This is a genomic window from Cyanobium sp. Cruz-8D1 (assembly GCF_024345975.1).
In the GTDB taxonomy this organism is placed as follows: domain Bacteria; phylum Cyanobacteriota; class Cyanobacteriia; order PCC-6307; family Cyanobiaceae; genus Cyanobium.
On sequence record NZ_JAGQCD010000001.1, the window covers coordinates 158,862 to 181,469 of the forward strand.

General features: G+C 71.0%; 22 protein-coding genes and 2 tRNA genes. 10 read left to right on the top strand and 14 right to left on the bottom strand.

Annotation, left to right across the window (positions count from 1 at the left end; genetic code table 11):
- Nucleotides 1-3: 3 nt before the first annotated feature.
- Complete coding sequence (gene polA, locus KBZ33_RS00805) at nucleotides 4-2,925, bottom strand: DNA polymerase I (RefSeq protein ID WP_254949613.1); 2,922 nt, start codon at nucleotides 2,923-2,925, stop codon at nucleotides 4-6.
- Between the two features lie 62 nt (nucleotides 2,926-2,987).
- Between polA and KBZ33_RS00810 the strand changes: the two genes are divergently transcribed.
- Together KBZ33_RS00810 and KBZ33_RS00815 are read left to right on the top strand one after the other, a co-directional pair.
- Nucleotides 2,988-3,563: a DUF1643 domain-containing protein gene (locus KBZ33_RS00810; RefSeq protein WP_254949612.1), complete on the top strand. Its 576-nt coding sequence runs from the start codon at nucleotides 2,988-2,990 to the stop codon at nucleotides 3,561-3,563.
- Complete coding sequence (locus KBZ33_RS00815) at nucleotides 3,521-3,763, top strand: hypothetical protein (RefSeq protein WP_254949611.1); 243 nt, start codon at nucleotides 3,521-3,523, stop codon at nucleotides 3,761-3,763. The genes KBZ33_RS00810 and KBZ33_RS00815 overlap by 43 nt, the downstream gene beginning before the upstream one ends.
- Nucleotides 3,764-3,783: 20 nt before the next feature.
- Here KBZ33_RS00815 and gltX read toward each other — a convergent pair whose 3' ends face one another.
- The 6 genes from gltX to KBZ33_RS00845 all read right to left on the bottom strand — a co-directional run bounded on the left by gltX (nucleotide 3,784) and on the right by KBZ33_RS00845 (nucleotide 6,846).
- Nucleotides 3,784-5,226, bottom strand: a complete 1,443-nt coding sequence (gltX, locus tag KBZ33_RS00820) for a glutamate--tRNA ligase (RefSeq protein ID WP_254949610.1) — start codon at nucleotides 5,224-5,226, stop codon at nucleotides 3,784-3,786.
- A gap of 24 nt (nucleotides 5,227-5,250) precedes the next feature.
- Nucleotides 5,251-5,324 (bottom strand) — tRNA-Asp (locus KBZ33_RS00825).
- A 271-nt stretch (nucleotides 5,325-5,595) separates the two neighbouring features.
- Nucleotides 5,596-5,784: a hyperconserved protein Hcp gene (locus KBZ33_RS00830; RefSeq protein WP_006043540.1), complete on the bottom strand. Its 189-nt coding sequence runs from the start codon at nucleotides 5,782-5,784 to the stop codon at nucleotides 5,596-5,598.
- A gap of 36 nt (nucleotides 5,785-5,820) precedes the next feature.
- A tRNA-Trp gene (locus tag KBZ33_RS00835) sits at nucleotides 5,821-5,893 on the bottom strand.
- A gap of 65 nt (nucleotides 5,894-5,958) precedes the next feature.
- Nucleotides 5,959-6,423, bottom strand: a complete 465-nt coding sequence (rplS, locus tag KBZ33_RS00840) for a 50S ribosomal protein L19 (RefSeq protein WP_396107692.1) — start codon at nucleotides 6,421-6,423, stop codon at nucleotides 5,959-5,961.
- Between the two features lie 72 nt (nucleotides 6,424-6,495).
- The gene (locus KBZ33_RS00845; protein WP_254949608.1) at nucleotides 6,496-6,846 is read right to left on the bottom strand and encodes a peptidase; all 351 of its coding nucleotides are present in this window, start codon (nucleotides 6,844-6,846) and stop codon (nucleotides 6,496-6,498) included.
- Between the two features lie 63 nt (nucleotides 6,847-6,909).
- On the opposite strand from KBZ33_RS00845, the gene map reads away from it, so the two are divergent.
- Nucleotides 6,910-7,770, top strand: coding sequence for a type I methionyl aminopeptidase (gene map, locus KBZ33_RS00850; protein WP_254949808.1), 861 nt, complete (start codon nucleotides 6,910-6,912; stop codon nucleotides 7,768-7,770).
- Between the two features lie 15 nt (nucleotides 7,771-7,785).
- On the opposite strand, the gene KBZ33_RS00855 is transcribed toward map, so the two are convergent.
- A complete protein-coding gene (locus tag KBZ33_RS00855) occupies nucleotides 7,786-8,502 on the bottom strand; it encodes an NAD-dependent epimerase/dehydratase family protein (protein WP_254949607.1) in 717 nt (238 codons plus the stop codon).
- Between the two features lie 63 nt (nucleotides 8,503-8,565).
- Here KBZ33_RS00855 and KBZ33_RS00860 point away from each other — a divergent pair, with 63 nt between their 5' ends.
- Both KBZ33_RS00860 and KBZ33_RS00865 read left to right on the top strand, forming a co-directional pair.
- Nucleotides 8,566-9,672: a phosphotransacetylase family protein gene (locus KBZ33_RS00860; RefSeq protein ID WP_254949606.1), complete on the top strand. Its 1,107-nt coding sequence runs from the start codon at nucleotides 8,566-8,568 to the stop codon at nucleotides 9,670-9,672.
- 39 nt (nucleotides 9,673-9,711) lie between these two features.
- A complete protein-coding gene (locus KBZ33_RS00865; RefSeq protein ID WP_254949605.1) occupies nucleotides 9,712-10,224 on the top strand; it encodes a DNA recombination-mediator protein A in 513 nt (170 codons plus the stop codon).
- Nucleotides 10,225-10,235: 11 nt separating this feature from the next.
- Here the strand turns inward: KBZ33_RS00865 and KBZ33_RS00870 are convergent, their stop codons facing one another.
- The gene (locus tag KBZ33_RS00870; protein WP_255011375.1) at nucleotides 10,236-10,751 is read right to left on the bottom strand and encodes an NfeD family protein; all 516 of its coding nucleotides are present in this window, start codon (nucleotides 10,749-10,751) and stop codon (nucleotides 10,236-10,238) included.
- Nucleotides 10,752-10,808: 57 nt separating this feature from the next.
- Here KBZ33_RS00870 and KBZ33_RS00875 point away from each other — a divergent pair, with 57 nt between their 5' ends.
- On the top strand, nucleotides 10,809-11,723 hold the full coding sequence (locus KBZ33_RS00875; RefSeq protein WP_254949603.1) for an SPFH domain-containing protein: 915 nt from the start codon (nucleotides 10,809-10,811) through the stop codon (nucleotides 11,721-11,723).
- A 1-nt stretch (nucleotide 11,724) separates the two neighbouring features.
- Here the strand turns inward: KBZ33_RS00875 and KBZ33_RS00880 are convergent, their stop codons facing one another.
- Complete coding sequence (locus KBZ33_RS00880) at nucleotides 11,725-12,213, bottom strand: MAPEG family protein (protein ID WP_254949602.1); 489 nt, start codon at nucleotides 12,211-12,213, stop codon at nucleotides 11,725-11,727.
- A gap of 61 nt (nucleotides 12,214-12,274) precedes the next feature.
- On the opposite strand from KBZ33_RS00880, the gene KBZ33_RS00885 reads away from it, so the two are divergent.
- On the top strand, nucleotides 12,275-12,766 hold the full coding sequence (locus KBZ33_RS00885) for a YajQ family cyclic di-GMP-binding protein (protein WP_254949601.1): 492 nt from the start codon (nucleotides 12,275-12,277) through the stop codon (nucleotides 12,764-12,766).
- Nucleotides 12,767-13,497: 731 nt separating this feature from the next.
- On the opposite strand, the gene KBZ33_RS00890 is transcribed toward KBZ33_RS00885, so the two are convergent.
- The gene (locus KBZ33_RS00890) at nucleotides 13,498-13,635 is read right to left on the bottom strand and encodes a hypothetical protein (protein ID WP_255011377.1); all 138 of its coding nucleotides are present in this window, start codon (nucleotides 13,633-13,635) and stop codon (nucleotides 13,498-13,500) included.
- A 65-nt stretch (nucleotides 13,636-13,700) separates the two neighbouring features.
- Between KBZ33_RS00890 and KBZ33_RS00895 the strand changes: the two genes are divergently transcribed.
- Both KBZ33_RS00895 and ggt read left to right on the top strand, forming a co-directional pair.
- Nucleotides 13,701-17,444 carry a hydantoinase B/oxoprolinase family protein gene (locus KBZ33_RS00895; RefSeq protein WP_254949599.1) on the top strand — a complete coding sequence of 1,248 codons (3,744 nt, stop codon included), beginning with the start codon at nucleotides 13,701-13,703 and terminating at the stop codon, nucleotides 17,442-17,444.
- On the top strand, nucleotides 17,441-19,273 hold the full coding sequence (gene ggt, locus KBZ33_RS00900) for a gamma-glutamyltransferase (RefSeq protein ID WP_254949598.1): 1,833 nt from the start codon (nucleotides 17,441-17,443) through the stop codon (nucleotides 19,271-19,273). Before KBZ33_RS00895 ends, ggt begins: the two co-directional genes overlap by 4 nt.
- Nucleotides 19,274-19,276: 3 nt before the next feature.
- Here ggt and KBZ33_RS00905 read toward each other — a convergent pair whose 3' ends face one another.
- A complete protein-coding gene (locus KBZ33_RS00905) occupies nucleotides 19,277-19,798 on the bottom strand; it encodes an HdeD family acid-resistance protein (protein WP_254949597.1) in 522 nt (173 codons plus the stop codon).
- A gap of 56 nt (nucleotides 19,799-19,854) precedes the next feature.
- The gene (locus KBZ33_RS00910; protein WP_254949596.1) at nucleotides 19,855-20,241 is read right to left on the bottom strand and encodes a hypothetical protein; all 387 of its coding nucleotides are present in this window, start codon (nucleotides 20,239-20,241) and stop codon (nucleotides 19,855-19,857) included.
- Between the two features lie 103 nt (nucleotides 20,242-20,344).
- Here KBZ33_RS00910 and KBZ33_RS00915 point away from each other — a divergent pair, with 103 nt between their 5' ends.
- Nucleotides 20,345-21,121 carry a potassium channel family protein gene (locus KBZ33_RS00915; protein ID WP_254949595.1) on the top strand — a complete coding sequence of 259 codons (777 nt, stop codon included), beginning with the start codon at nucleotides 20,345-20,347 and terminating at the stop codon, nucleotides 21,119-21,121.
- Here the strand turns inward: KBZ33_RS00915 and KBZ33_RS00920 are convergent.
- A complete protein-coding gene (locus KBZ33_RS00920) occupies nucleotides 21,049-22,533 on the bottom strand; it encodes an NAD(P)/FAD-dependent oxidoreductase (RefSeq protein ID WP_254949594.1) in 1,485 nt (494 codons plus the stop codon). The two genes, KBZ33_RS00915 and KBZ33_RS00920, sit on opposite strands and share 73 nt — an antisense overlap.
- Nucleotides 22,534-22,608: the final 75 nt, after the last annotated feature.

Consider the following 22,608-nt stretch of genomic DNA (forward strand, 5'->3'; position numbering starts at 1 on the left):
CGGCTATTTCGCCTCCATCCAGTTGGGGCCGACCCCGGTGTCCACCGCCAGCGGCACCGTTAACTGCACCGCCTGCTCCATGGTGCGCCGGGTCAGCTCCCGCACCTCCTCGAGCGCCTCCGGTGCCGCCTCCAGCACCAGCTCGTCGTGCACCTGCAGCAGTAGGCGCGCCGGCAGGGCCGCCGCCGTGAGCGCCCGTTGCAGGCTCACCATGGCCAGCTTGATGATGTCGGCGCTGGAGCCCTGGATCGGGGCATTGGCGGCCGCCCGCAGCTGCTGGGCCTCCATCCCGCCCCGGCGGGCCACCTCCAGGTCGATCTCCAGCGGATCCTTGCCCCGCAGCCGGCCCAGGCCGCCGGGGTCGAAGTGGAACGGCCGCCGCCGCCCCAGGATCGTTTCCACATAGCCGCGGCTCAGGGCCAGCCGCTCCTGCAGCTCCAGGTACAGGAACACCCGGGGGTAACGCTGCTTGTACAGGCTCAGGAACTCTTTGGCCCGTGCCTGGCCCATGCCGGTTTCGCGCGCCAGCCGCTGGGCCCCCATGCCGTAGATCACACCGAAGTTGATCGTCTTGCCCAGCCGCCGCTCCTCCGGGGTCACCGTGTCGGTTTCGAGCAGCAGCCGGGCGGTGAGGGCGTGGACGTCGTCGCCCTCGTTGTAGGCCTGCACCAGCACCGGTTCGCCCGAGAGGTGGGTGAGGATGCGCAGCTCGATCTGGGAGTAGTCGGCGCTGATCATCCGCCAGCCCTCCTGGGGCAGGAAGGCCTTGCGGATGCGGCGGCTGAACTCGGTGCGGATGGGGATGTTCTGCAGGTTGGGGTTGCTGCTCGACAGCCGCCCGGTGGCGGTCACCGCCTGGTTGAAATCGGTGTGCACCCGCCCGGTCTCGGGTTCCACCAGGGCCGGCAGGGCCTCCACGTAGGTGCTCAGCAGCTTGCTGAGGGTGCGGTGCTCCAGCACCAGCTTCACCACCGCATGGTCGTCCTCCAGCTTCTCCAGCACCGCCGCGTCGGTGCTCCAGCCGGTCTTGGTGCGCCGCGATTTCTTGCGATCCAGCCCCAGGGTGTCGAACAGCAGCTCACCGAGCTGTTTGGGGGAGGCCAGGTTGAAGTCCACCCCCGCCGCCGCCTGGGCGTCGCGCTCCAGTCGCCCCAGGGTGGCGCTGAGCTCCCCGGCCAGCTCTTTGAGATAGGGCACATCGATGCGGATGCCGGTGGCCTCCATCTGGGCCAGCACCGGCTCCAGGGGCAGCTCCACCTGCTGCAACAGCAGGGGCAGCTGGGGCCCCATCGCCGCCAGCTGCTGCGCCAGCAGGATCCCCAGGCGCCGGGTCAGGTGCACGTCCATGGCGCAGTAGGGGGCCGCCGCCTCGATCGGCACGTCGGCGAAGGTCTGGCCCTTGGCCACCAGATCGCCGTAGGCGGTGGGCTGAATGCCGAAGGCGCGGGCCGCCATCGCCTCCAGGCCATGCTTGTCGTTGGCATCCCGCAGGTAGTCCGCCAGCAGGGTGTCCATCACCACACCGGCCAGGGGCAGCCCGTGGCGCAGCAGGATCAGGCGGTCGTACTTGGCGTTCTGGAGCGCCTTGGGGTGGCTGGCGCTGGCCAGCCAGGGCCCCAGGGCCAGCAGCACCGCATCCAGGGGCAGTTGCACCGGCGCCGGTGGTGGCGTACTGAGCAGATCGGCGGCGGGGGGGCTGTGGTGGCCGAGGGGCACGTAGGCCAGATCCGCCAGCCCCTCCCCCCAGCAGACGCCGATCCCCACCAGCTCCGCCTGGAAGGGGTTCAGCGAGGTGGTCTCGGTGTCGAGGGCCACCGGCGCCGCTGGATCGGTGCAGGCCAGCAGCCGCTTGATCAAGGCGGCCAGGGCCTCGGGGGTGGTGATCAGCTGCGGCCGCAGGGCGGGCAGGCCGTCCGTTGCCTCTGGCGCTTCCTGTGCCGTCGCCGCCGGCTCGCTGGCGGGGGCGGAGGTGGTGGTGGTGGCGGTAGCGGCTTCGGGCGGCTCCGCCGAGAACAGGCGGGCGAAGCCCTCGGTCTGCTTCACCAGGCTGAACAGCTCCAGCTCGGTCAGGCGTGCCCCCAGCCCCTCGCTGTCCACCCGGCCCAGGCCCAGGCGCGGTTCCTGCGGCAGGGGGATCTGCACCAGGATCTCGGCCAGCATGCGGGAGCGGAAGGCGTTGTCCCGGTCGGTTTCCAGCTTGGTTTTCAGCGCCCCCTTCTGCTGGTCGAGGGCGGCATAGATGCCGTCCAGGTCGCCGTGGGCCTTGAGCAGGGTGAGGGCGGTCTTGGGCCCCACCCCCTTGACCCCGGGGATGTTGTCGGAGCTGTCGCCGGTGAGGGCCTTGAGGTCCACCACCCCCTCCGGTGGCACCCCCAGCTTCTCGATCACCTGGGCCCGGCGGATCTGGGTCGGGCCGCTGTTCTTGGCATAGGGGCCGCCCCCCATGTACAGCACGCTGATGTCGCGTTCGTCGTCCACCAGCTGGAACAGGTCGCGGTCGCCGGAGAGGATCCGCACCCGCCAGCCCTCGCCCGCCGCCCGGTTGGCCAGGGTGCCGAGCACGTCGTCGGCCTCGAAGCCCGGCGCCATCGACAGGGGCAGGTCGAGGCAGTCCCTGAGGATGGCCTGCAGGTTGGCCAGGTCGGCGAAGAAGTGCTCCGGTGCCACCTCCCGGTGGGCCTTGTAGGCGGCGTCCGCCTCGTGGCGGAAGGTGGGTTCGGCCGTGTCGAAGGCGATCACCACCCCCTGGGGCGCCAGTCCCTTGCAGTTGTCGAGCAGGGCCTTGAGGAAGCCGTAGGTGACGCTGGTCGGCACCCCGTCCTTCGTGGCCAGTCCCCCCTCACCGCCCTTGGCAAAGGCATAGAAGCTGCGGAAGGCCAGGGAGTGGCCGTCCACCAGCAGCAACAGGGGCTTGTCCCGCTCCATGGCCTTCCCTGGGATCTGCCCGCCGATCGCCACAGCCTGCCATCCGGCGGCCCGACAGCGCCGTGACCAGCACCGGCCGGGCCGCCTTCAGCCGCTGCCGCCAGTACCGCTGGTGGTTGGAGCGGGTCTGGGATCCCGGAGGCGGTCGCCTGCTGTTCATCGGCCTCAACCCCTCCCGCGCCGACCAGCGCCAGGACGACCCCACCCTGCGGCGGCTGATGGCCTTCGCCGCCGCCTGGGGCTACGGCGGCCTGGAGGTACTCAACCTCTTCGCCCGGATCAGCCCGAGCCCGGCGGCCCTCGCCCACTCCGCCGATCCGGTGGGCGCCGCCAACACGGCCTGGCTGCTGCGGCGCCTGCGGGCCGCTGATCGCCGCGCCAGCCCGGCGCCGATCTGGTTGGGCTGGGGCAACGGCGGCCGCCGGCTGGGCCAGGACGCCCGGGTGCTGACGCTGCTGGCCCCCCACCAGTCGCGGCTGGTCTGCCTGGGCCTCACCGCTTCGGGGGCCCCGCTCCATCCCCTCTACCAACCGGCGGCGAGCCTGTTGCGGCCCTATGGGCCATCCTGTGGGCGTTCAGCCGCAGCCGCTGCTCCATGGCCCGCACCCCCCGCCGCTATGCCATTCATCTGTTCCTGATCGGCGGCCACCACCAGGAGGTGCACTTCAACACCCTCGAAGACTTCCAGAGCTGGTACGGCGGGGTGCTGAACGCGGCGGGCCTCGATGCCTTCGTCAACGTGCCGATCAGCGACCTGACCAGCGAATTCCTCGTGCTGCGGGCCGGCAGCGTCCAGGCGATCCGGGTGGAGCCGATCTACGGCGCCCTCGAAGACTGAGGCGCCCGCCAGGCCGCTGGTCAGAGGGCGGCGGCGATCCGCTCCCGGTCGCTGCCCAGCCGGTGCAGCAGCAGCCAGGTGGTGAGCAGATCGGGGCCCTTGAGGCTGCCCAGCAGGGCGGCCCGCAGCCCCTTCATCAGCACCCCCTTTTTAACGCCGGCGGCCGTGGCGGCCTCCGCCAGCAGCCCCTGGGCGGTCTCGGCATCGAGCGGCCCCTGGGGCAGGCGCTCCAGCAGGGCGCCCAGGGCGCCCAGGCTGCCGGCATCGGCCCGCAGCGCCAGGGCCGCCCCATCCGGCTCCGGGGCAACGAAGAACGGGGCGGCCTGGTCGACCCCGTCGGCCAGCAGGGTGAGGGAGGGCCCCAGCAGGGCACAGAGATCCTCCTGCCAGGCGGCGTCGGCGCCGGCCACCGCGCCCCAGCCCCGGGCCTGCCACAGGGGCAGCAGCCGTTGGCGCAGCTCGCCGGCCACCAGCCCATGCAGCACCTGGGCATTAAGCCAGTTGAGCTTGTCCCAGTCGAAGCGCGCCCCGGCCCGGTTCACCCGCTCGAAGGAGAACACCGCCGCCGCCTGCTCCAGGCTGAAGCGCTCGCCGATGCCCTCTGGCGGCGACCAGCCCAGCAGGGTCATGTAGTTGACCAGGGCCTCGGCGGTGTAGCCCATGGCGCGGAAGTCGCCCACGGAGGTGACGCCATCGCGCTTGGAGAGCTTGCGGCCCTCCTGGTTGAGGATCAGCGGGGTGTGGGCGAACACCGGCGGTGTCAGCCCCAGGGCGGCGTAGAGCAGCAGCTGCTTGCCGGTGTTGGCGATGTGGTCCTCGCCCCGGATCACGTGGCTGATGGCCATGGCGGCGTCGTCCACCACCACCACCAGGTTGTAGAGCGGGTCGCCGATGGCGTCGGCGGGCGCCCGGCGGGCGATCACCATGTCGCCGCCCAGGTCGCTGCCGGCCCAGCGCATCTCGCCCCGCACCAGATCGTTCCAGGTGATCGTGGCGCCGTCATCGATACGGAAGCGGACCACCGCCTCGCGGCCCTCGGTGATGTAGGCCTGCTGCTGCTCGGCGCTGAGGTCGCGGTGCAGGTTGTCGTAGCGGGGCGCCCGGCCTTCGGCCTGCTGGCGCTCCCGCATCGCCGCCAGTTCGGCGTCGCTGGCGAAGCAGCGGTAGGCATGGCCGCTTTCGAGCAGCTGCTCGATGGCCTGCCGGTGGGCCGCGATGCGCTCGCTCTGCACCACCGGCTCCTCGTCCCAGGTCAGGCCCAGCCAGCCCAGACCATCGAGGATGTTGGCGGTGAATTCCGGCTTGGACCGTTCACGGTCGGTGTCCTCGATCCGCAGCAGGAAGGCGCCGCCCAGGTGGCGGGCGAACAGCCAGTTGAACACCGCCGTGCGGGCGGTGCCGATGTGCAGGGTGCCGGTGGGGCTGGGGGCCAGGCGAACGCGTACGGGAACCGTTGCGGGCACGGGAGCGGCTCCAGGTGGTGAGAACGGGACTGACGGGGCTCGAACCCGCAACTTCCGCCGTGACAGGGCGGTGCTCTAACCGATTGAACTACAGTCCCAGACCGTCTTTCGAGGCTCGAATCGCCCCGAGGGGTGGATCCGGCGCCGAGGGGCGATCGCGACGGCGCGGACGCCGACTAGGGAAGTATCCATCGTCACCCGTCCCACCGTCAACGCCCCTCCTCAACGCCGTCCGTCAACGCCGGCCTCGTGGTGGGGGCGGCGATCGGCCACACAAAAAGCCCCGTGCTGGACACGGGGCAGCTGGTGCTTGGCAGCCGGGAAGGCCGGCTTGGACGGCGGCGCGGCAGCGCCAGACAACCCTGGCTCTCAGGGGCGGAAGCCGGCGGGTTCGATCAGGCGCACCTGATTGCCCCGGGCGGTGAATTCCCGTCCCTGGTCGCTCTGCACCACGACCCGACCTCCGGACTTGACCCGGATCACCCGGGCCCGGACCCAGCCAAGGGCAGCTGATTCCAGCACCTTGACCACATCACCGGGCTGTAGATCCAACTCCATATTCGGAACCACGAGACTGCAAATGGGACCATCGAACGCGCCGTGGAGGACTTGAACCCCCGACATCAGGTTTTGGAGACCTGCGTTCTACCAACTGAACTAACGGCGCAAGGCGATGGTCCCTGGAAAGCGTGAGAGGGAAACGCGGGCGATGAAATCCCGTGAGACCAGGCTTCAGCGATCGAAGCGCTGTTTGACACGCGTGGCTTTACCCACCCGGTCACGCAGATAGAAGAGCTTTGCCCGACGCACCTTACCGCGCCGCTCCACCTTGACGGAAGCGACCTGGGGGCTGTGCAGCATGAACACCCGCTCCACGCCGATGCCCTGGAAAATCCGGCGCACGGTGATGGTCTGGTTGAGACCGCCGTGGCGCTTGGCGATCACCACGCCCTCGTAGGGCTGCACCCGCTCCTTGTTGCCTTCCCGGATCCGCACGCCCACCTTGACGGTGTCGCCCACGTAGATCTCGGGCAGGTCGCTCTTCAGCTGGGCCGCCTCGAACGCGTCGATCAGGGCCCGGGCGCTGAGCTTGCCGGTGGTGATCTTCACAACAGTGGCGGCAGTCGCCGTCACGCTGTCAGAGCTGGTTTCCGCTTCCACCGACTGGGGCTCCGCGTCTGGGGTTTGTGGGTCCACTTGCGTGGACGAATCGATCTCAGTTGCCATCCCTGTTCTCGGAGCGCCAGGCCAAACCAACACCTTACCGCTTCAGGTGACCCCCCTCCCCCCACGCCGTCGCCAGTCCCGCCGCAGCCGCTCCCAGGCCATGACGCCGCCGGTGACGAGCATCCACAGCAGCCCCAGGCCGTTGAGCAGCACGTACAGCGTCTCGCCCACGTCGCCCACCCAGCCCTGCAGCCATTCGCCCTCGTGCAGCACCATCAGCGGATGGGCCTGGTCCCGGCTCAGCCCGCCCCAGTCGCGCAGCAGCCGGTAGCCCACCCCCGTGACGGCCGAGAGCAGCAGGGGGGCGAGCACCAGCGGCGCCAGCCAGGCATGGGCCTGCCGCAGGCGCAAGCCCCAGGACGGTGAGGGTGCGACTGGGGAGGGGGTGGACACGGCGAACCAACAGCTGGAGGGACGCCATTGATAACTTGAATGTCCGGCTCCGACTCCCACCGCATGAACCTGTTCGCCGATCTGCTGGCCAGCACCAACGGCGTCAAGGGCGGTGGCACCCCTCTCACCCAGGCCGGTCCCCGCATCCAGAAGGGCCGCCGTGGTGTCGAGGTGAAATCGGCACGCGAGATCGCGATCATGCGCCAGGCCAGCCGCATCGTCGCCACGGTGCTGCGGGAGATCATCGACCTGGCCGCCCCGGGCATGACCACCGGCGACCTCGACCGCCACGCCGAAACCCGCATCCGCGCCATGGGGGCCATCCCGAGCTTCAAGGGCTACCACGGCTTCCCCGCCAGCATCTGCGCCAGCATCAACAACGAGGTCGTCCACGGCATCCCCAGCGCCAAACGGGTGATCAAGGCCGGCGACCTGGTCAAGATCGACACCGGCGCCTACTTCGAGGGCTTCCATGGCGACAGCTGCGTCACCCTCTGCGTCGGCGAGGGCGTGCCCGAGGAGGCCCGCCGCCTCAGCCGCGTCGCCCAGGAATCACTGATGCAGGGCCTGGCCACGGTCAAGGCCGGCAGCACCCTGCTGGAGCTGGCCGGTGCCGTCCAGGACCATGTCGAGGCCCATGGCTACGCCATCGTTGAGGACTACACGGGCCACGGCGTCGGCCGCAACCTGCACGAGGAGCCCTCGGTGTTCAACTACCGCACCAGGGATCTGCCCAACATGCAGCTGCGGGCCGGCATGACCCTGGCGGTGGAGCCCATCCTCAACGCCGGCGGCAAGGGCTGCCGCACCCTCAAGGACCGCTGGACCGTGGTGACAGCCGACGGCAGCCTCTCCGCCCAGTGGGAGCACACGATCGTCGTCACCGCCGACGGCTGCGACATCCTCACCGACCGCGACTTCTAGGCCAGACCGCTGCCCTCAGGGGCGCCGCAGCAGGCCCACATAGGCCCAGCGGCCCAGGGTGGCCAACGGCATCAGCACGTAGGTGAGCGGGTTGGGCGTGACGATGATCAGGCTGCAGTTCCAGTCGGCCTGCCGCAGGATCTCGCCGGCCACCCAGTCGGCCCCCATCACTCCCACCGGATTGAGGGCCGAGCGGAACGGCCCCAGCACCAGCCGCCGCAGGCGCAGCGCCTGTGCCAGCTCCGGCGCCCGCAGGCTGAGCAGCTGGCCCAGCAGCCGCTTGCTGATCTCATAAAGGGGGCTCACGGCCGGCTGGATCTCCGCCTCCGAGGTGTTCACCCACACCTCCGCCCGCCGGCGCCCCTCCCGCCGCGACGCCACCATGGCGAACAGCTCCAGCAGCCGCCAGGCGCTCAGGGCATTCACCTCCAGCGAACAGCCGGTGGCCGCGGCGCTGCAGTCGCCATGGACGTTGATGCCGTGGTTGATCACCAGCACGTCCACCTGCTCCAGCAGGGGCTCCAGGGCCGCCTCCTGGCCCACCTGCCAGTGCACCTGGCGCAGGGGGATCGGCTGACCGTCCGGGCCGGCCAGCTGCAGGGGCGCCTGGCTGTGGCAAAGGGCGATCAGCTGCGCCCCACGGCCGTGCCAGCGGCGCAGCAGGGCCTGGCCCAGGGCGCCGCTGGCCCCGGTGATGGCCACGGTGAGGGAGTCGCTCGAGGGGTCCGGCATCGGCCTGCGGTGGACGTGCTGCCTAGATTGCCCGGCACCTGCAGGACCCGGCGAGGTCAACCCATGTCCATCCCCCTGCTGATCGGCTCCTGTGAACCCTTCAGCGGCAAGTCGGCGGTGGTGCTCGGTCTTGGCCGCCAACTCGCCCGTGGGGGCGTGCCGCTCGCCTTCGGCAAGCCGCTGGTCACCTGCATGGACGATCCGCTGGCTGCCTTCCCCGAGGCGGGGCCGGGCCACCTCCTGCTCGATCCCGATGTCCGCTTCATCGGTGACACCCTCGGACTGTCCGAGGAGCAGCTGATCCCGTCGCTGCATGTGATGGAGCCGAAGGCCGCCCGGGAGCGCCTGCTGGCCGGGGACCTGACCCCCGGGGAGGGCCTGGCGCTGCTGCAGCGGCGCATCCACGACGACGCCGATCGCCTGGTGCTGCTGGAAGGGGCCGGCAGCCTCAGTGAGGGCCAGCTCTACGGCCTGGGCCTGGTGCAGCTGGCCCAGGCCCTGCAGGCGCCGGTGCTGCTGGTGCATCCCTGGGGCGACAGCCGCAGCGTCGATGCCCTGCTGGAGGCCCGTCGCCAGCTGGGCGATCTGCTGGCTGGTGTGGTGCTCAACGCCGTGCTGCCCGAGATGGTGCCGGAGGTGCGGGAGGCGGTGCAGCCGGCTCTGGAGCGGCTGGGGATTCCGGTGCTGGGCGTCATGCCCCGCAGCCCCCTGCTGCGCAGCGTCACGGTGGAGGAGCTGGGCCGGCGCCTCGAGGCCACCGTGCTCTGCTGCCGCGACGGCCTCGATCTGCTGGTGGAGACCCTCTCGATCGGCGCCATGAACGTCAACTCGGCCATGGAGTTCTTCCGGCGCCGCCGCAACATGGCCGTGGTCACCGGCGCCGACCGCACCGACATCCAGCTGGCCGCCCTGGAGGCCTCCACCCAGTGCCTGATCCTCACGGGGGCCGGCGAACCCCTGCCCCAGCTGATCAGCCGGGCCGAGGAACTGGAGGTGCCGGTGCTCAAGGTCGACCACGACACCCTCACCACCGTGGAGGTGATCGACGCCGCCATCGGCCATGTGCGCCTGCATGAGGCCGTCAAGGCCACCTATGCCATCCGCCTGGTGGAAGAGAACTGCCACTTCGAACGGCTGTTCGGCCGGCTGCGCCTGGCGGTCCCCGCCTGAGGGCACTGCTAGTTTCTTTTTGTTGGTTGTCGATAACGGGTGACCCGGTCCTTAGATATTCCGGCCCTGGACCGGATTGATACGCTCGCCCAGGAGCTGGCCATGCTCCAGGACCGGGGCAAACGCAGAATCGCTTTCCTCGGCAGCCGCCATGTGCCGGTGGTGTCGATCCATCTGGTGGAGCTGGTGGCCCGCTCCCTGGCCCAGGAGGGCCACAACCTGATCACCTCCGGTGCCCAGGGCGTCAACGCCGCCGTGATCCGCAGCGTGCTGGAGGTGGATCCGGCCCGGCTCACCGTGCTGCTGCCCCAGAGCCTGGATCGCCAGCCCGGCGAATCCCGCAGCCAGCTGGAGCGGGTGCTGCATCTGGTGGAAAAGCCGGAGCACGACGACCTGCCCCTGCCCATGGCCAGCAGCCTCTGCAACCAGGAGATCATCAACCGCTGCGATCACCTGATCTGCTACGCCTTCCACGACAGCGAAACCCTGCTTTCCAGCTGCCGCACCGCCGAGGACATGGGCAAGGTGGTCAGCCTGATGTTCTTCGACTGATCCGGCCTGGGTCAGCCGGGCAGGGACTCCTGGCGCGGCAGCACCTGCAGCCGCGTCCCCTCCCGTCCCATCACGGTCACCTGGGCGCCGGGGGCCAGCCGTTGGTCCGGGGCCAGGTTCTGGGCGGCCCAGCTCTGCCCCTGCCAGCGCACACGGCCATCCCCATGGGCATCGAAGCCGCTGGTCACCTCCGCCAGCTCGGCCCGTTCACCGGGGGGGATCGGCTGGGCCTGGCGCCGGGCCGACCAGCGCCGCATCCAGCCGTAGCCCGCCCCCACCAGCGCGCCGAACAGCAGCAGCTGCAGCAGTGGCGGCAGCACCGGCAGCAGGATGGCGACGAGGGTGAGCAGCAGGGCGGCCACGCCGCCGATCAGCAGCAGGCCGTCTGCGTCGGCGCCCACCAGCTCCAGCAGCAGCAACACCCCCGCCAGGGCCAGCCAGAGGATCGGGGGTGCGGGCATCGACAGGGGGGCGAAGGGGCGCAGGCTGGGCGGAGACTGGGCGGAGACGCTGGCGACGAAAGCCACCGGACCGTTGGCCTTCCCCCCCATCCTGCCTAGCGTGGCCCCAGTGAAGAACCCTGCATGGAAGCGCTCATCATTCCGGTGCTGGTGGTGCTGGCCGGCCTGGGCCTCAGCGGCGTCAAGGTCACCAGCAGCAGCCGCTCGATGCTGGTGGAGCGCCTCGGCAAGTACGACCGGCAGCTGCGCCCCGGCCTGTCCCTGGTGATTCCCGGCCTGGAGCGGGTGGTGAGCCACGAATCCCTGAAGGAACGGGTGCTCGACATTCCGCCCCAGCAGTGCATCACCTGCGACAACGTCTCGATCGAGGTGGATGCGGTGGTGTACTGGCAGCTGCTGGAGCACGCCCGCGCTTACTACGGCGTCGACAACCTGCAGGCGGCGATGGTCAACCTGGTGCTCACCCAGATCCGGGCCGAGATGGGCAAGCTCGACCTCGACCAGACCTTCACCACCCGCAGCGAGGTCAACGAAACCCTGCTCAAGGAGCTCGACCAGGCCACCGACCCCTGGGGCGTCAAGGTGACCCGGGTCGAACTGCGCGACATCCAGCCTTCCCAGGGGGTGCAGCAGGCGATGGAGCAGCAGATGACCGCTGAGCGGGAGAAGCGGGCGGCGATCCTGCGCTCCGAGGGCGAACGGGAATCCCAGGTGAATGCGGCCCGGGGCCGGGCCGAGGCCCTGGTGCTCGATGCCAAGGCCAAGCAGGAGGCGGTGCTGCTGGATGCCGATGCCCAGGCCAAGCAGCAGCTGCTGCTGGCCAAGGCCCGCGCCCAGGCGGCCACCGAACTGGCCGCCGTGATCGAGGCCCATCCGGCGGCGGCCGAGGGTCTGCGGTTGCTGCTCGCCAGGGACTGGATGGCCATGGGCCAGCAGATGGCCGCCGCCCAGGGGGGATCGGTGCTGATGGTGGATCCCCAGAGCCCGGCGTCGCTGCTGGCGGCCCTCAAGGGCTTCCAGGAACGGGGCGGCAGCTGACTCAGCTGCGCAGCACGGCCCGCAGCCCTTCGGAATACAGCAGGGCGGTGCAGAGAATGCCGCCGGCCCAGCAGAGGCTGCGCACGGTTGGGATGTTGGCCACGTAGGCCGCCAGGTAGCCCAGCCGCAGCAGGGGGTGCAGCCAGGCCGCCAGCGCCAGCCAGGGGGCCGCCGCCACTACGGCGGGCGCCACCACCAGGCACAGCAGGCAGGCCGGCGCGTGCAGGGTGAAGGCCTCGAAGCTGTTCTGGTGGGCCCAGTTGGCCCGCTTGCCCCAGGCCGGCAGCCGCTCGAACATCGCCCGGGGGGCGGCCAGGTCGGAGGGTTTGAAGTCGGCCTGGGAGCGGGCGGCGCCCAGGGGGATCAGGCTGAGCACCACCACGGCGCCCGAGAGCACCAGGGACCAGGCGAAGGGCCCACCCGCCGCCGCCGGCAGCACCGGCAGGGCGATGCTGGCCGCCAGGAGGGGCGTGAGCAGGGAGATGGTCATCGGGAGGGGGGCGCCGGAGGTCTCTTTTCTAGGCTGGCGCTGCCTTGCCTTCGCCCGCCCCATGGCCGACAGCTATTCCTTCGACGTCGTCTCGGACTTCGACCGCCAGGAGCTGGTGAATGCCGTCGACCAGGTGCGCCGCGAGGTGGGCCAGCGCTACGACCTCAAGGACTCGGCCACCGAGATCGACGTGGAGGAGGCCAGCCTGACGATCACCACCGCCAGCGACATGACCCTCGATGCGGTGATGGACGTGCTGCGCCAGAAGGCCACCAAGCGCAACCTGTCGCTGAAGATCTTCGACCTGCAGACGCCCGAGCCGGTGGGCGGCAACCGGGTCAAGCAGGTGGTGAAGTTGCGCAAGGGCCTCAGCCAGGAGCTGGCCAAGACGCTCAGCAAGCTGGTGCGTGATCAGATCAAGAAGGTGACCGTGGCGATCCAGGGCGAGAGCCTGCGCGTCACCGGCAAGAACAAGGACGATCTGCAGCAGGTGATCACCCTGCTGCGCGCCGAGGACCTAGAGGTGCCGCTGCAGTTCGAGAACTACCGGTGAGGCGGCCGCGGACCCTTTTCGCACGTGCTGGTTGCACCTGGAGGAGGCAGCGACGCCCAGGATGGGTATGGGGCCAGGCACGTCTGAATCCCTGGGGTCGTATGGCCTGAAGCCGAGCCGAGGGCGTGATCAGCAGCTGCCAGCCGCCGTTGACGCCATGGATGAGGGCAGGAGTGTTGAGCTGTTTGCTACTGGCGTCCACGGAGATGAAGTCACAATCCGGAAGCAGGCAGATGGGCGCCCTGCTATAGAGACCCTTCGGAGCGTCGCTCGGCTGGGTGAAGGTCAGCCAGGCTTCAGTGGGTGGAAAATCCGTGGTCTGTCCTGTCTCCAGGCCACGGATGACACCCTCGAGAACGAAAGTGATATCCAGGGCGAAGGCCGCATGCGGAGCCAGCAGAATGGCGGAGGCAATCCCGACAGCAAAGGATGGATAGAAGCGATGACTTCGCCGCTTCATTGTGACTTTGCCGTCGTTGATTCCATCATTGATGGTTATGGCTGGCTCGGCAGTCACTGTTGCAGGATCTTCATCGCTGATGACGATCTGATGCCAGCATGCATCCCAGCACCACCGCCTGGATCCATTGCAGGCAGCGCTGACCACCAGGTGGACGCGAATGCCATCACGGCGTATGGCTCTGCTGGCACTAGGGTTTTGAGCTGGGTGAGGATTGGAATGTCCACCATCCTGGGGCTGATGGCGACAACGAGATTCCCCATCGATAGGCTCACCTCTGTCCAGAAAGGCATCCGGCTTCGCTCTCGAAACGCAGCAGCGACAATTGGATGATGCGGCCGAGCACGGCGGCAAGCAGCAGGCTGGACTCTCCGATATCCGGCTTCCCAGATGCCGACGACACCTTCATCCTGGGAGGGCCTCTCCATCGCCCATCTTGGTGTCTGCCTTCCGACCCAGACAGCGACGGCCGTCGTGACGAGCACCGGCTGGCGCTTCTGGATCGACCGGGGTGGCACTTTCACCGACGTGGTGGCCTGCACTCCCAGTGGTGAGCTGCTGGTGCGCAAGCGGCTCTCCGATCCGCCGCGCCCACCGGGCGGAGCAGCTCCTGAGGATCCCGCCGTGGCCGCCCTGCGCGAGCTGCTCGCCCTGGCGCCGGACCAACCCATTTCCCCCGGGCTCGTTGCGGAGGTGCGCCTGGGCACCACCGTGGCCACCAACGCCCTGCTGGAGCGCCAGGGGGCGCCGGTGCTGCTACTGGTGACTCGCGGTTTCGCTGATCTGCAGCGCATCGGCGATCAGCACCGCCCCGATCTCTTTGCCCTGGAGATCCTGCGGCCCGATCCCCTGCGCGTGCGAGTGGTCGAAGTGGGCGGTCGGCTGGCGGCGGATGGGCAGGAGCTTGAGCCTCTGCCGCTGGACCAAGCGTTGGAGCAGACCCTGGCCCAGGCCTGGGCCGACGGCTTCCGCAGCGTGGCCGTGGCCCTGCTCCATGCCGGCCGCCATCCGGTCCATGAGCAGGCCCTGGGGAGTTGGCTGGCGTCGAAGGGGTTCGCCCCGGTGCTGCTCTCCCACCAGCTCAGCCGCCAGCCCCGGCTGGTGCCCCGCCTCGACACCACCGTGCTGGAGGCGGCCCTGGCCCCGGTGCTGGGCGCCTACCTCGATCAGGTGCGTGCCGCCATTGGGGCCGCCATCCCGCTGCGGGTGATGACGTCGGCTGGAGCCCTGCAGTCGCCCGCCCTGCTGCAGGCCAAGGACACGATCCTCTCCGGCCCCGCCGGCGGCATGGTGGCGGCCGTGGCGGCGGCGGCGGCGGCCGGATTCGGCGACGCCCCGATCCTGGGCTTCGACATGGGCGGCACCTCCACCGATGTTTTCCACTTCGATGGCAGCCGCGGTGCGGCCGCCTGGGAACGCAGCAACGAAACCGAGATCGACGGCCTGCGGCTGCTGGCGCCGATGCTGCCGATCCACACCGTGGCGGCCGGCGGTGGCTCGGTGCTGCACGTCCAGGACGGGCGCCTGCAGGTGGGTCCCCGTTCGGCCGGCGCCAACCCCGGTCCCGCCTGCTATGGGCGCGGGGGGCCCCTGGCGATCACCGACGCCAACCTGCTCCTGGGCCGCCTGCCGGTGAGTGCGCTGCCAAGCCTGTTCGGCCCGGGCGGCGACCAGCCGGCCGATCGGGAGGTGGTGCTGCAGCGCTTCGAGGCCCTGGCCCGCGAGCTGGGGGCGGGCGCGCCCGAGGCGGCGGCCCAGGGGGCGCTGACGATCGCCATCGAGCGCATGGCCGAAGCGATCCGGCGCATCTCGATCCAGCGGGGCCACGACCTGCGCGGCGCCGTGCTTGTCACCTTCGGCAGCGCCGGCGGCCAGCTGACCTGCCCCCTGGCCGACGCTCTGGGCCTCACCCGGGTGCTGCTCCATCCCCTGGCCGGGGTGCTCTCGGCCTACGGCATCGGCCTGGCCCGCCCGTCGCTGCTGCGGGAGCGCACCCTGCGCCAGCCCCTCGATGAGGTCCTGCGGCCTCGCCTGGAGCAGGAGATCGCGGTGCTGGTGGGCGAGGCCACCGCCGCCCTGCGCGGCTCTGGTGATCTGGCGCCCGACCAGCAGCCGCGCTGGCAGGCCCGCCTGGAGCTGCGCTACCGCGGCAGCGACCAGGGGCTGGAGCTGCCCTGGCCCGCCATCGCTGGCGATGACCTGCTGGCCGAGCTGCGCGTCTGCTTCGAAGCCCGCCATCGCCAGCGCTTCGGTTTTGCGGTGCCGGACGAGCCGCTTGTTGTGGAGCGGCTCCAGGTGGAGGTGGGCGCCCCGCCGTCCGAGGTGGCCGCGTCAGCGGCGTTGGCGGCGGCCCCCGAAACGCCGCTGCCGGCCGAGCCCTCCGCATGGGTGCCGCTGTGCCTGGGCGAGGCGCACGGCGCTGGCATGCACTGGCGGCAGGTGCCCCTGTGGCGCCGGCAGCAGCTGGCGGCGGGCCAGCGGATCGCGGGGCCGGCCCTGGTGGTGGAGCCCACCGGCACCACGGTGCTGGAGCCCGGCTGGAGCGGCCGGGTGCTGGTGGGGGGCGAGCTGCTCCTGGAGCGGCAGACGCCGGCAGCCGGTCCGGCACTGGCCAGCAGCAGCGCCGGGGTGGTGGATCCGGTGCGGCTGGAGCTCTACAACCATCGTTTTGCCGCCATCGCCGAGCAGATGGGCGAGCGGCTGCGCCAGTGCAGCCGCTCTGTGAACATCCGCGAGCGACTCGACTTTTCCTGTGCCCTGTTCGATGGGGCGGGCCGGCTGGTGGCCAACGCCCCCCACATCCCTGTGCACCTCGGCTCGATGGGGGACAGCGTCGCCAGCCTGCTGGCCGCCGTCGCCGCCGGCTCGGTGCCGCCGCTGGCGCCCGGCGAGGCCTACGCCAGCAACGACCCCTTCGATGGCGGCACCCACCTGCCGGACATCACCGTGATCACCCCGGTGTTCCCCCCCGAGGGCGGGGCGACGCCGCTGCTGTTCGTGGCCTGCCGCGGCCACCATGCTGATGTGGGTGGCCTCACCCCGGGCTCGATGCCCCCCTTCAGCCGCCGGATCGAGGAGGAGGGGCTGCTGCTGCGCCACGTGCCGTTGCTGCGCCAGGGCCAGTTCGATGCCCCGGCGTGGCGACAGCGCCTGGCGGCCGGCCCCCATCCGGTGCGCAACCCCGACCAGCTCCTGGCCGACCTGCAGGCCCAGGCGGCCGCCAACCAGCTGGGGGTGGACGAACTGCAGCGGCTGCTGGCCCGCGACGGCATCGGCGAGGTCCGCGCCTACCTGGGCCACGTGCTGGCCAACGCCGAGGCGGCGGTGGCCGAGGCGATCGCCGGCCTCAGCGATGGCGACCACACGGTGGAACTCGACAACGGCAGCCGCATCGTCGTGGCCGTGCGCCTCGACCGGGCTGCCCGCCGCGCCCGCATCGATTTCAGCGGCACCTCCCCCCAGCAGCAGGGCAACTTCAACGCCCCGCTGGCGATCACCAAGGCGGCGGTGCTCTACGTGTTCCGCTGCCTGGTGGGCCGTTCGATTCCGCTCAACGCCGGCTGCTTCGCGCCGATCGATCTGGTGGTGCCCGATGGCTGCCTGCTGCACCCGCTGCCGCCGGCGGCGGTGGTGGCCGGCAACGTCGAAACCTCCCAGGCGGTCACCAACGCCCTGTTCGGGGCCCTGGGCGTGATGGCGGCGGCCCAGGGCACGATGAACAACCTCAGCTTCGGCGATGCCCGCTGCCAGTATTACGAGACCATCTGCGGCGGCACCGGGGCTGGCGTGCGGCCCGATGGTCGCGGCTTTGCCGGAGCCAGCGCGGTGCAGAGCCACATGACCAACTCCCGCCTCACCGATCCGGAGATCCTCGAGGATCGTTTCCCGGTGCGCCTGGAGCGCTTCGCCATCCGCCGCGGCAGCGGCGGCACGGGGCGTTGGCGCGGCGGTGAGGGGGTGGTGCGGCGGCTGCGCTTCCTGGCGCCGATGACCGTCGCCATCCTCTCGGGGTCCCGGCGGGTGCCCCCCTTCGGTCTGGCGGGTGGCGGCGATGGCGCCGTGGGCCGCAACCGGCTGGAGCGGGCCGATGGCCGGCTGGAAGATCTCGCCGGCTGCGACCAGGTGAGCGTGCAGCCCGGCGACCTGCTGGAGATCGCCACCCCCGGCGGCGGTGGCTACGGCACCCCGGCCGCCGGTGGCGCTGGAGTTCCGCTGTGAGCGCCGCTCGCCGGGGGGCCGCCGCAGCGGCGCTGCTGCTGCTGGCGGGGACGCTGGCCGTGCCGGTGGCCCAGGCCCAGGCACCTGCCGTACTCGCCCCGCCGGAGAGCAACGTGCTGCTGGAGGGCGAGCAGCGCTTCCGGCCGCTGTGGTCGGCCCGGGGGCTGGTGGCGGCCCAGGAGCCGCTGGCCTCGGCGGCGGGAGCCGCGATCCTGCGCCAGGGGGGTAATGCGGTGGATGGGGCGGTGGCCACCGCCTTCGCCCTGGCGGTCACCTTGCCCCAGGCCGGCAACCTGGGCGGCGGCGGCTTCCTGCTGCTCTGGCTGCCGGGGCCCTCGCCGGCCCGCGCGCGCGGCTGCCTGGCTGAGGTACCCCCCGGCGGCCAGCCAAGGACCGGCCCCGAGCTGGCCATCGGCGGCGGCACGGCGGTGGCGGTGAACTTCCGCGAAACGGCCCCGGCGGCGGCCACGGCCACCATGTTCCTGGGCCCCGACGGCCAGGTCGACCGGGCCCGCGCTACCCGCAGCCTGCTCAGCTCCGCCGTTCCCGGCACTGTCGCCGGGCTGGCCCTGGCCCAGCGCTGCTACGGCCGCCTGCCCCTGCAGGTGGTGATGGCGCCGGCGATCCGCCTGGCGGCGCAGGGCTTCCCGGTCAGCCGCGAGCTGAGCGATTCGCTGGCCGCCGCCGCCCCGCGCCTGCAGGCCGACCCTGCCTCCCGCCGCCAGTTCCTCCCCGCCCCGCCGCCGGGCACGCGGCTGCGCCAGAGCGAGCTGGCGGCCACCCTGCGCCGCATCGCCGCCGAAGGGGAGCGCGGCTTCTACCGCGGGCCGGTGGCCGACGCCCTGGTGGCCGTGATGGAGCGGGGCGGCGGCCTGATCACCCGCGCCGATCTGCGCGCCTACCGCGCCCGGCTGGTGGCGCCCCTGCAGGGCCGCTTCCGCGGCCATCCGCTGCTCACCATGCCGCCCCCCGGCGGTGGTCTCACCCTGCTGCAGATCCTGGCGATCCTCGAGCCCTTCGACCTGGCTGGCAGCGGCCTGAATGCCGCCGCCAGCCTGCATCCCATGGCCGAGGCGATGAACCTGGCCTACCGCGACCGCAACGCCCTGCTGGGGGATCCGGAGCAGGGGCCGGTGCCGGTGGAACGGCTGCTCTCGCCGGCCCACATCGAGGGCCTGCGCCGGCGCCTCGACCCCCGCCGCCACACCCCGGCCCCGGCGCTGGAGGCGGCCTCGGCGCGCGAGGGCACCAACACCACCCATCTGTCGGTGGCCGACCGGCAGGGCGGCCTGGTGGCCCTGACCACCACCTTGAACTTCCCCTACGGCAACGGCATCAGCGTGCCGGGGCTGGGGTTCCTGCTCAACAACGAAATGGACGATTTCAGCGCCCTGCCTGGCAGCGCCAACGCCTTCGGCCTGCGCCAGGGGGCGGCCAACGCCATCGCCCCCGGCCGGCGACCGCTCAGTTCGATGGCCCCCACCCTGCTGTTCCGCCCCGATGGCCGCCCCTGGATCGCCACCGGCAGCCCCGGCGGCAGCCGCATCATCACCACCGTGCTGCAGGTGCTGCTCAACCGGGTGGTGCATGGCCTCAACCTGGCCAGCGCCGTGGCCGCGCCCCGGATCCACAGCCAGCTGTGGCCCGACCGGATCGATGTCGAGCAGGGCGTCAGCCCCGACAGCCGCCGCCTGCTGGAGGCCATGGGCCACAACGTCCGCCAGGCCCCGGCCATGGGGGCCGCCAACAGCGTCGAGGTGCTCGAGGCTGGCGGCAGCCTCGGGGCGGTGGATCCCCGCCGCGCGGAGGGCCCGGCCGTGCCCGAATGAGCCTCAGCCCTGGGGTGCGGCGGGCGGGGTGGCGGTGATCAGGTTGAAGGCGGAGAAGGCCAGGCCGAAGCCGAACAGGGTGCCGATGGCCCAGATGCTGTCGGAGGGCCATTCGGCGATCAGCATCCCGCCCAGCACGACGGTGACGATGCCATCGAGCAGCACCAGGCCCCGGGCCGGCCCTGTGCCGGCGGCGGCGCCCGCCAGCTCCATCACCCCCTCGACGGCCAGCAGGACGCCGATGAACAGGGTCAGGCTCACGGTGCTGGCGACCGGGAAGGCCACCAGGCCGATGCCGCCCACCACGTAGAGCACCGCGGAGATGGCGCGGAACAGCTTGCTGCGGGTGTCATCGGCCGACGTCAGTCGCAGCAGCTGGGAGGCGCCCGCCGCGATCGCCACCCCACCCAGGGCGATGGTGAGCAGGGTGGCTGAGACGAAAGGCAGCGCCAGACAGAGGACGGCCGCGACAAGCAGCAGGCCGGCGGTGACCCAGCGCAGGGTGGGGGAAGCGGGGACGGACAAGGGCTTGGGGAGACTGCTGGGAGGCTAGGCCGCTTTCCCCTGGCTGACCGCTGCCCTCAGCGGGAGCGCGGCGGGCCGTTGAACAGGATGGCCACCACCCGGCGACCATCCGGGGCGATCTTGATCTCGGTTTCCGTGGTGGCCGGGAGCCCCTTGGCCTCCCAGCCGGGGGGGCCTCCGAGGAAGCGGTAGACGAAGCCGTCAGCGTCGCTGCGCACCAGGCAGGGGTTGGTGGCCGCTGAGGTGCTGAACATGCAGTTGGCCGGGGTGTACACCGTCAGCCCGCCATTGCTGAGCACGGCCGCGTTGCGGGCCAGGTTGAGGGCCCGGATCTCATTGAAGGGGATGCCCTGGGCCAGGGCCGGGGCCAGGGGGGCCAGCGCCAGCAGCAGTCCCGCGGCAGCGGGCAGCAGGCGGGTGGCGGGCCGGAAGCGGAAGGCCATCGGGTTCTTGGCGGATGTCTCCAGTATCAGGCGGTGATCCGCTTTCGCGTCCAGGGCCGCTGACTGTTGCTGAGGCGCGGCCTACCTTGACGGTTCTGAGTTCATGGCCCGCGTGATCCGACCTCCGGCAGCTCCGGCCACGCCGGAAGGCCTGGCGCGCCGGCGGCACCGCTTCTACCGCCGACTGCTGGTTCTGTGCCTGCTGGTGATGCTGAGCCTGGCGTTTCCCCAGACGCTGCGCCTGGCCGGATCGGTGGGCTACTTCCTGATCACGTTGCTCACCTCCGTCGAGCTGGGCGGCTTCCTCGCCGGCTCGGTGGCGCGTGACTGGGGTGACCGTCTGTACCTGGCGCTGGGAGGCGCCAACCTCGTCGCCCAGCTGTACTGGCTGCTGACCCCCGAAGCGTGGCGCCTGTCCGGGGTGCCCCTGCTGCTGATCACCACGCTGTTCATCGGCTGGAGCCTGGTGCGGCTTGTGCGGACCCTGGGCCGGGAGCCCCGGGCCACCCGTCCGGTGGTGGTCGGGGCGGTGGCCGGCTATCTCCTGCTCGGGCTCAGTGGCGGCCTGGTGCTGAGCGTGCTGGAAACGATCCAGCCCGGCAGCTTCCTGGCCAACACCGCCGATGGCCAGGCCGCCATCGTGCGCTCCCATGCGGGGGTGGCCGCCCACAGCGTCTTGGAGCTGGATTTCGCCCGTATCAACTACTTCGCCTTCGTCAGCCTCACCACCACCGGCTATGGCGACATCACCCCGGCCCTGCCTCCGGCGCGCATGGCCAGTGTGGTGCTGGGCATCGCCGGGCCGCTCTACATCGCCGTGATCCTGGGGGTGCTGATCAATCGGTTCAAGGGTTCGGAGGGGGGCACTTCCGGCGACTGAGCCAGGCCACCCGGCGGCACGGCCCGCTCCAGGCCCACATCGACGCCGAGGTGCTGGTCGGGGCGGCCGGTGATCAGCAGGGCCGTGCGCTGGCGGGTGGCGATCTGCCACATCCATTTGCTGAACAGGGCGATGCGGTTTTCCGTGTCGGGGATGAAGGCGAGGTGGGCCAGGGCCCAGAGCACCCAGCCCGCCAGCCCGCTGACATGCAGCCCGCGCAGATCGGCCACCGCGTACCAGGGGCCGATCACGGCCATGCTGCCGAGATCAAACCAGCGGAAGGGGTCGCTGCGGCGCCCCTCGAGGCCCGCCAGGATGTCCCGGGCTACCCAGCCGCCCATCTGCACGGCCGGGCCCGCCATGCCCGGCAGCACCTTGCCGTCACCGGTGTGGGCGTAGTGGCAGAGGTCGCCCACCGCCCGGATCTCCGGATGACCCGGCAGCGAGAAGTCGGCCTCCACCTGCAGCCGGCCGCCCCGATCGACCGGGGCGCCGGTGCGTTCCGCCAGCAGCCGGCCGAGGCGGGAGGCGCGCACCCCGGCGGTCCAGCAGATCGTGGCGGCCTCTAAGTCGCCGCTGCCACCGCCGGCGGCGTCCGCCTCGCCAGCGGAGACGTCTGCGGGGCACTGGAGGATCACCCGGCCGGGTTCGATCGAGGCCACCATCGTGTTCAGGCGCAGTTCGACGCCGGCCCGCTCCAGGTAGGCCGCCGCCTCCTTGGACAGGTTGGCGGCCATCGCCGGCAGCACCCGGTCGACCGCATCCAGCAGGATCACCCGGCACTGGGCGCGTTCGAGCTGTTTGAAGTCGCGGTCGACGGCGCGATGCATCAGCTCGATCAGGGAGCCGGCCAGTTCGCATCCCGCCGGCCCGGCCCCGACCACCACCACCGATTGCAGGAAGCGGCGCCGCTGGGGGTCCCGGGTCTGCTCGGCTTCTTCGAGGGCCATCAGCAGCCGGCGGCGGATCTCATCGGCGTGCTCAAGGATCTTCATCGGCGGCGCCAGGGGGCGCCATTCCTCATGGCCGAAGTAAGTGCTGCCCGAACCGCTGGCCAGGATCAGGTGGTCGTAGGCGTAGCGGTGGTCGTTGAACACCACCTCCCTGGCCTCGGTGTCGATGTCGACCACCTCGCCCAGCAGGATCTGGATGTTGGCGGCCTCGCCCACCATCTGGCGCAGGGGTGAGGCCACGTCGGCCTCCGAGACGAGCCCGGAAGCCACCTGATACAGCAGGGGCTGGAAGAGGTTGAAGTTGCGCTTGTCGATCAGGGTGACGCGCACCGGCTGGCCGGCCAGGGCGTTGCAGGCCTTGAGCCCGGCGAAGCCGCCGCCCACGATCACCACGTGGGGCCAGTCGCGCATGGCCTCCAGGGGCGGATCCAGCTGGAGGAAAAAGCGTTCCGTTGCCATCGTCCGCCATCCTCAGAGCACGACCGTAGGCAGCCCGCCCCTCCGGGTCGGTAGTGAAGGACGCGGTTTGCGTTG

Bases quoted from the DNA above. Each gene is read 5' to 3' on its own strand.
- KBZ33_RS00920 (WP_254949594.1), bottom strand. From the start codon at position 22,533: ATGGCAACGGAACGCTTTTTCCTCCAGCTGGATCCGCCCCTGGAGGCC.
- KBZ33_RS00875 (WP_254949603.1), top strand. From the start codon at position 10,809: ATGGAAGCGCTCATCATTCCGGTGCTGGTGGTGCTGGCCGGCCTGGGC.
- polA (WP_254949613.1), bottom strand. From the start codon at position 2,925: ATGGAGCGGGACAAGCCCCTGTTGCTGCTGGTGGACGGCCACTCCCTG.
- map (WP_254949808.1), top strand. From the start codon at position 6,910: ATGAACCTGTTCGCCGATCTGCTGGCCAGCACCAACGGCGTCAAGGGC.
- KBZ33_RS00830 (WP_006043540.1), bottom strand. From the start codon at position 5,784: ATGGAGTTGGATCTACAGCCCGGTGATGTGGTCAAGGTGCTGGAATCA.
- KBZ33_RS00860 (WP_254949606.1), top strand. From the start codon at position 8,566: ATGTCCATCCCCCTGCTGATCGGCTCCTGTGAACCCTTCAGCGGCAAG.
- KBZ33_RS00890 (WP_255011377.1), bottom strand. From the start codon at position 13,635: ATGAAGGTGTCGTCGGCATCTGGGAAGCCGGATATCGGAGAGTCCAGC.
- KBZ33_RS00855 (WP_254949607.1), bottom strand. From the start codon at position 8,502: ATGCCGGACCCCTCGAGCGACTCCCTCACCGTGGCCATCACCGGGGCC.
- KBZ33_RS00910 (WP_254949596.1), bottom strand. From the start codon at position 20,241: ATGGCCTTCCGCTTCCGGCCCGCCACCCGCCTGCTGCCCGCTGCCGCG.
- KBZ33_RS00815 (WP_254949611.1), top strand. From the start codon at position 3,521: ATGGCCCGCACCCCCCGCCGCTATGCCATTCATCTGTTCCTGATCGGC.
- KBZ33_RS00880 (WP_254949602.1), bottom strand. From the start codon at position 12,213: ATGACCATCTCCCTGCTCACGCCCCTCCTGGCGGCCAGCATCGCCCTG.
- KBZ33_RS00915 (WP_254949595.1), top strand. From the start codon at position 20,345: ATGGCCCGCGTGATCCGACCTCCGGCAGCTCCGGCCACGCCGGAAGGC.
- KBZ33_RS00885 (WP_254949601.1), top strand. From the start codon at position 12,275: ATGGCCGACAGCTATTCCTTCGACGTCGTCTCGGACTTCGACCGCCAG.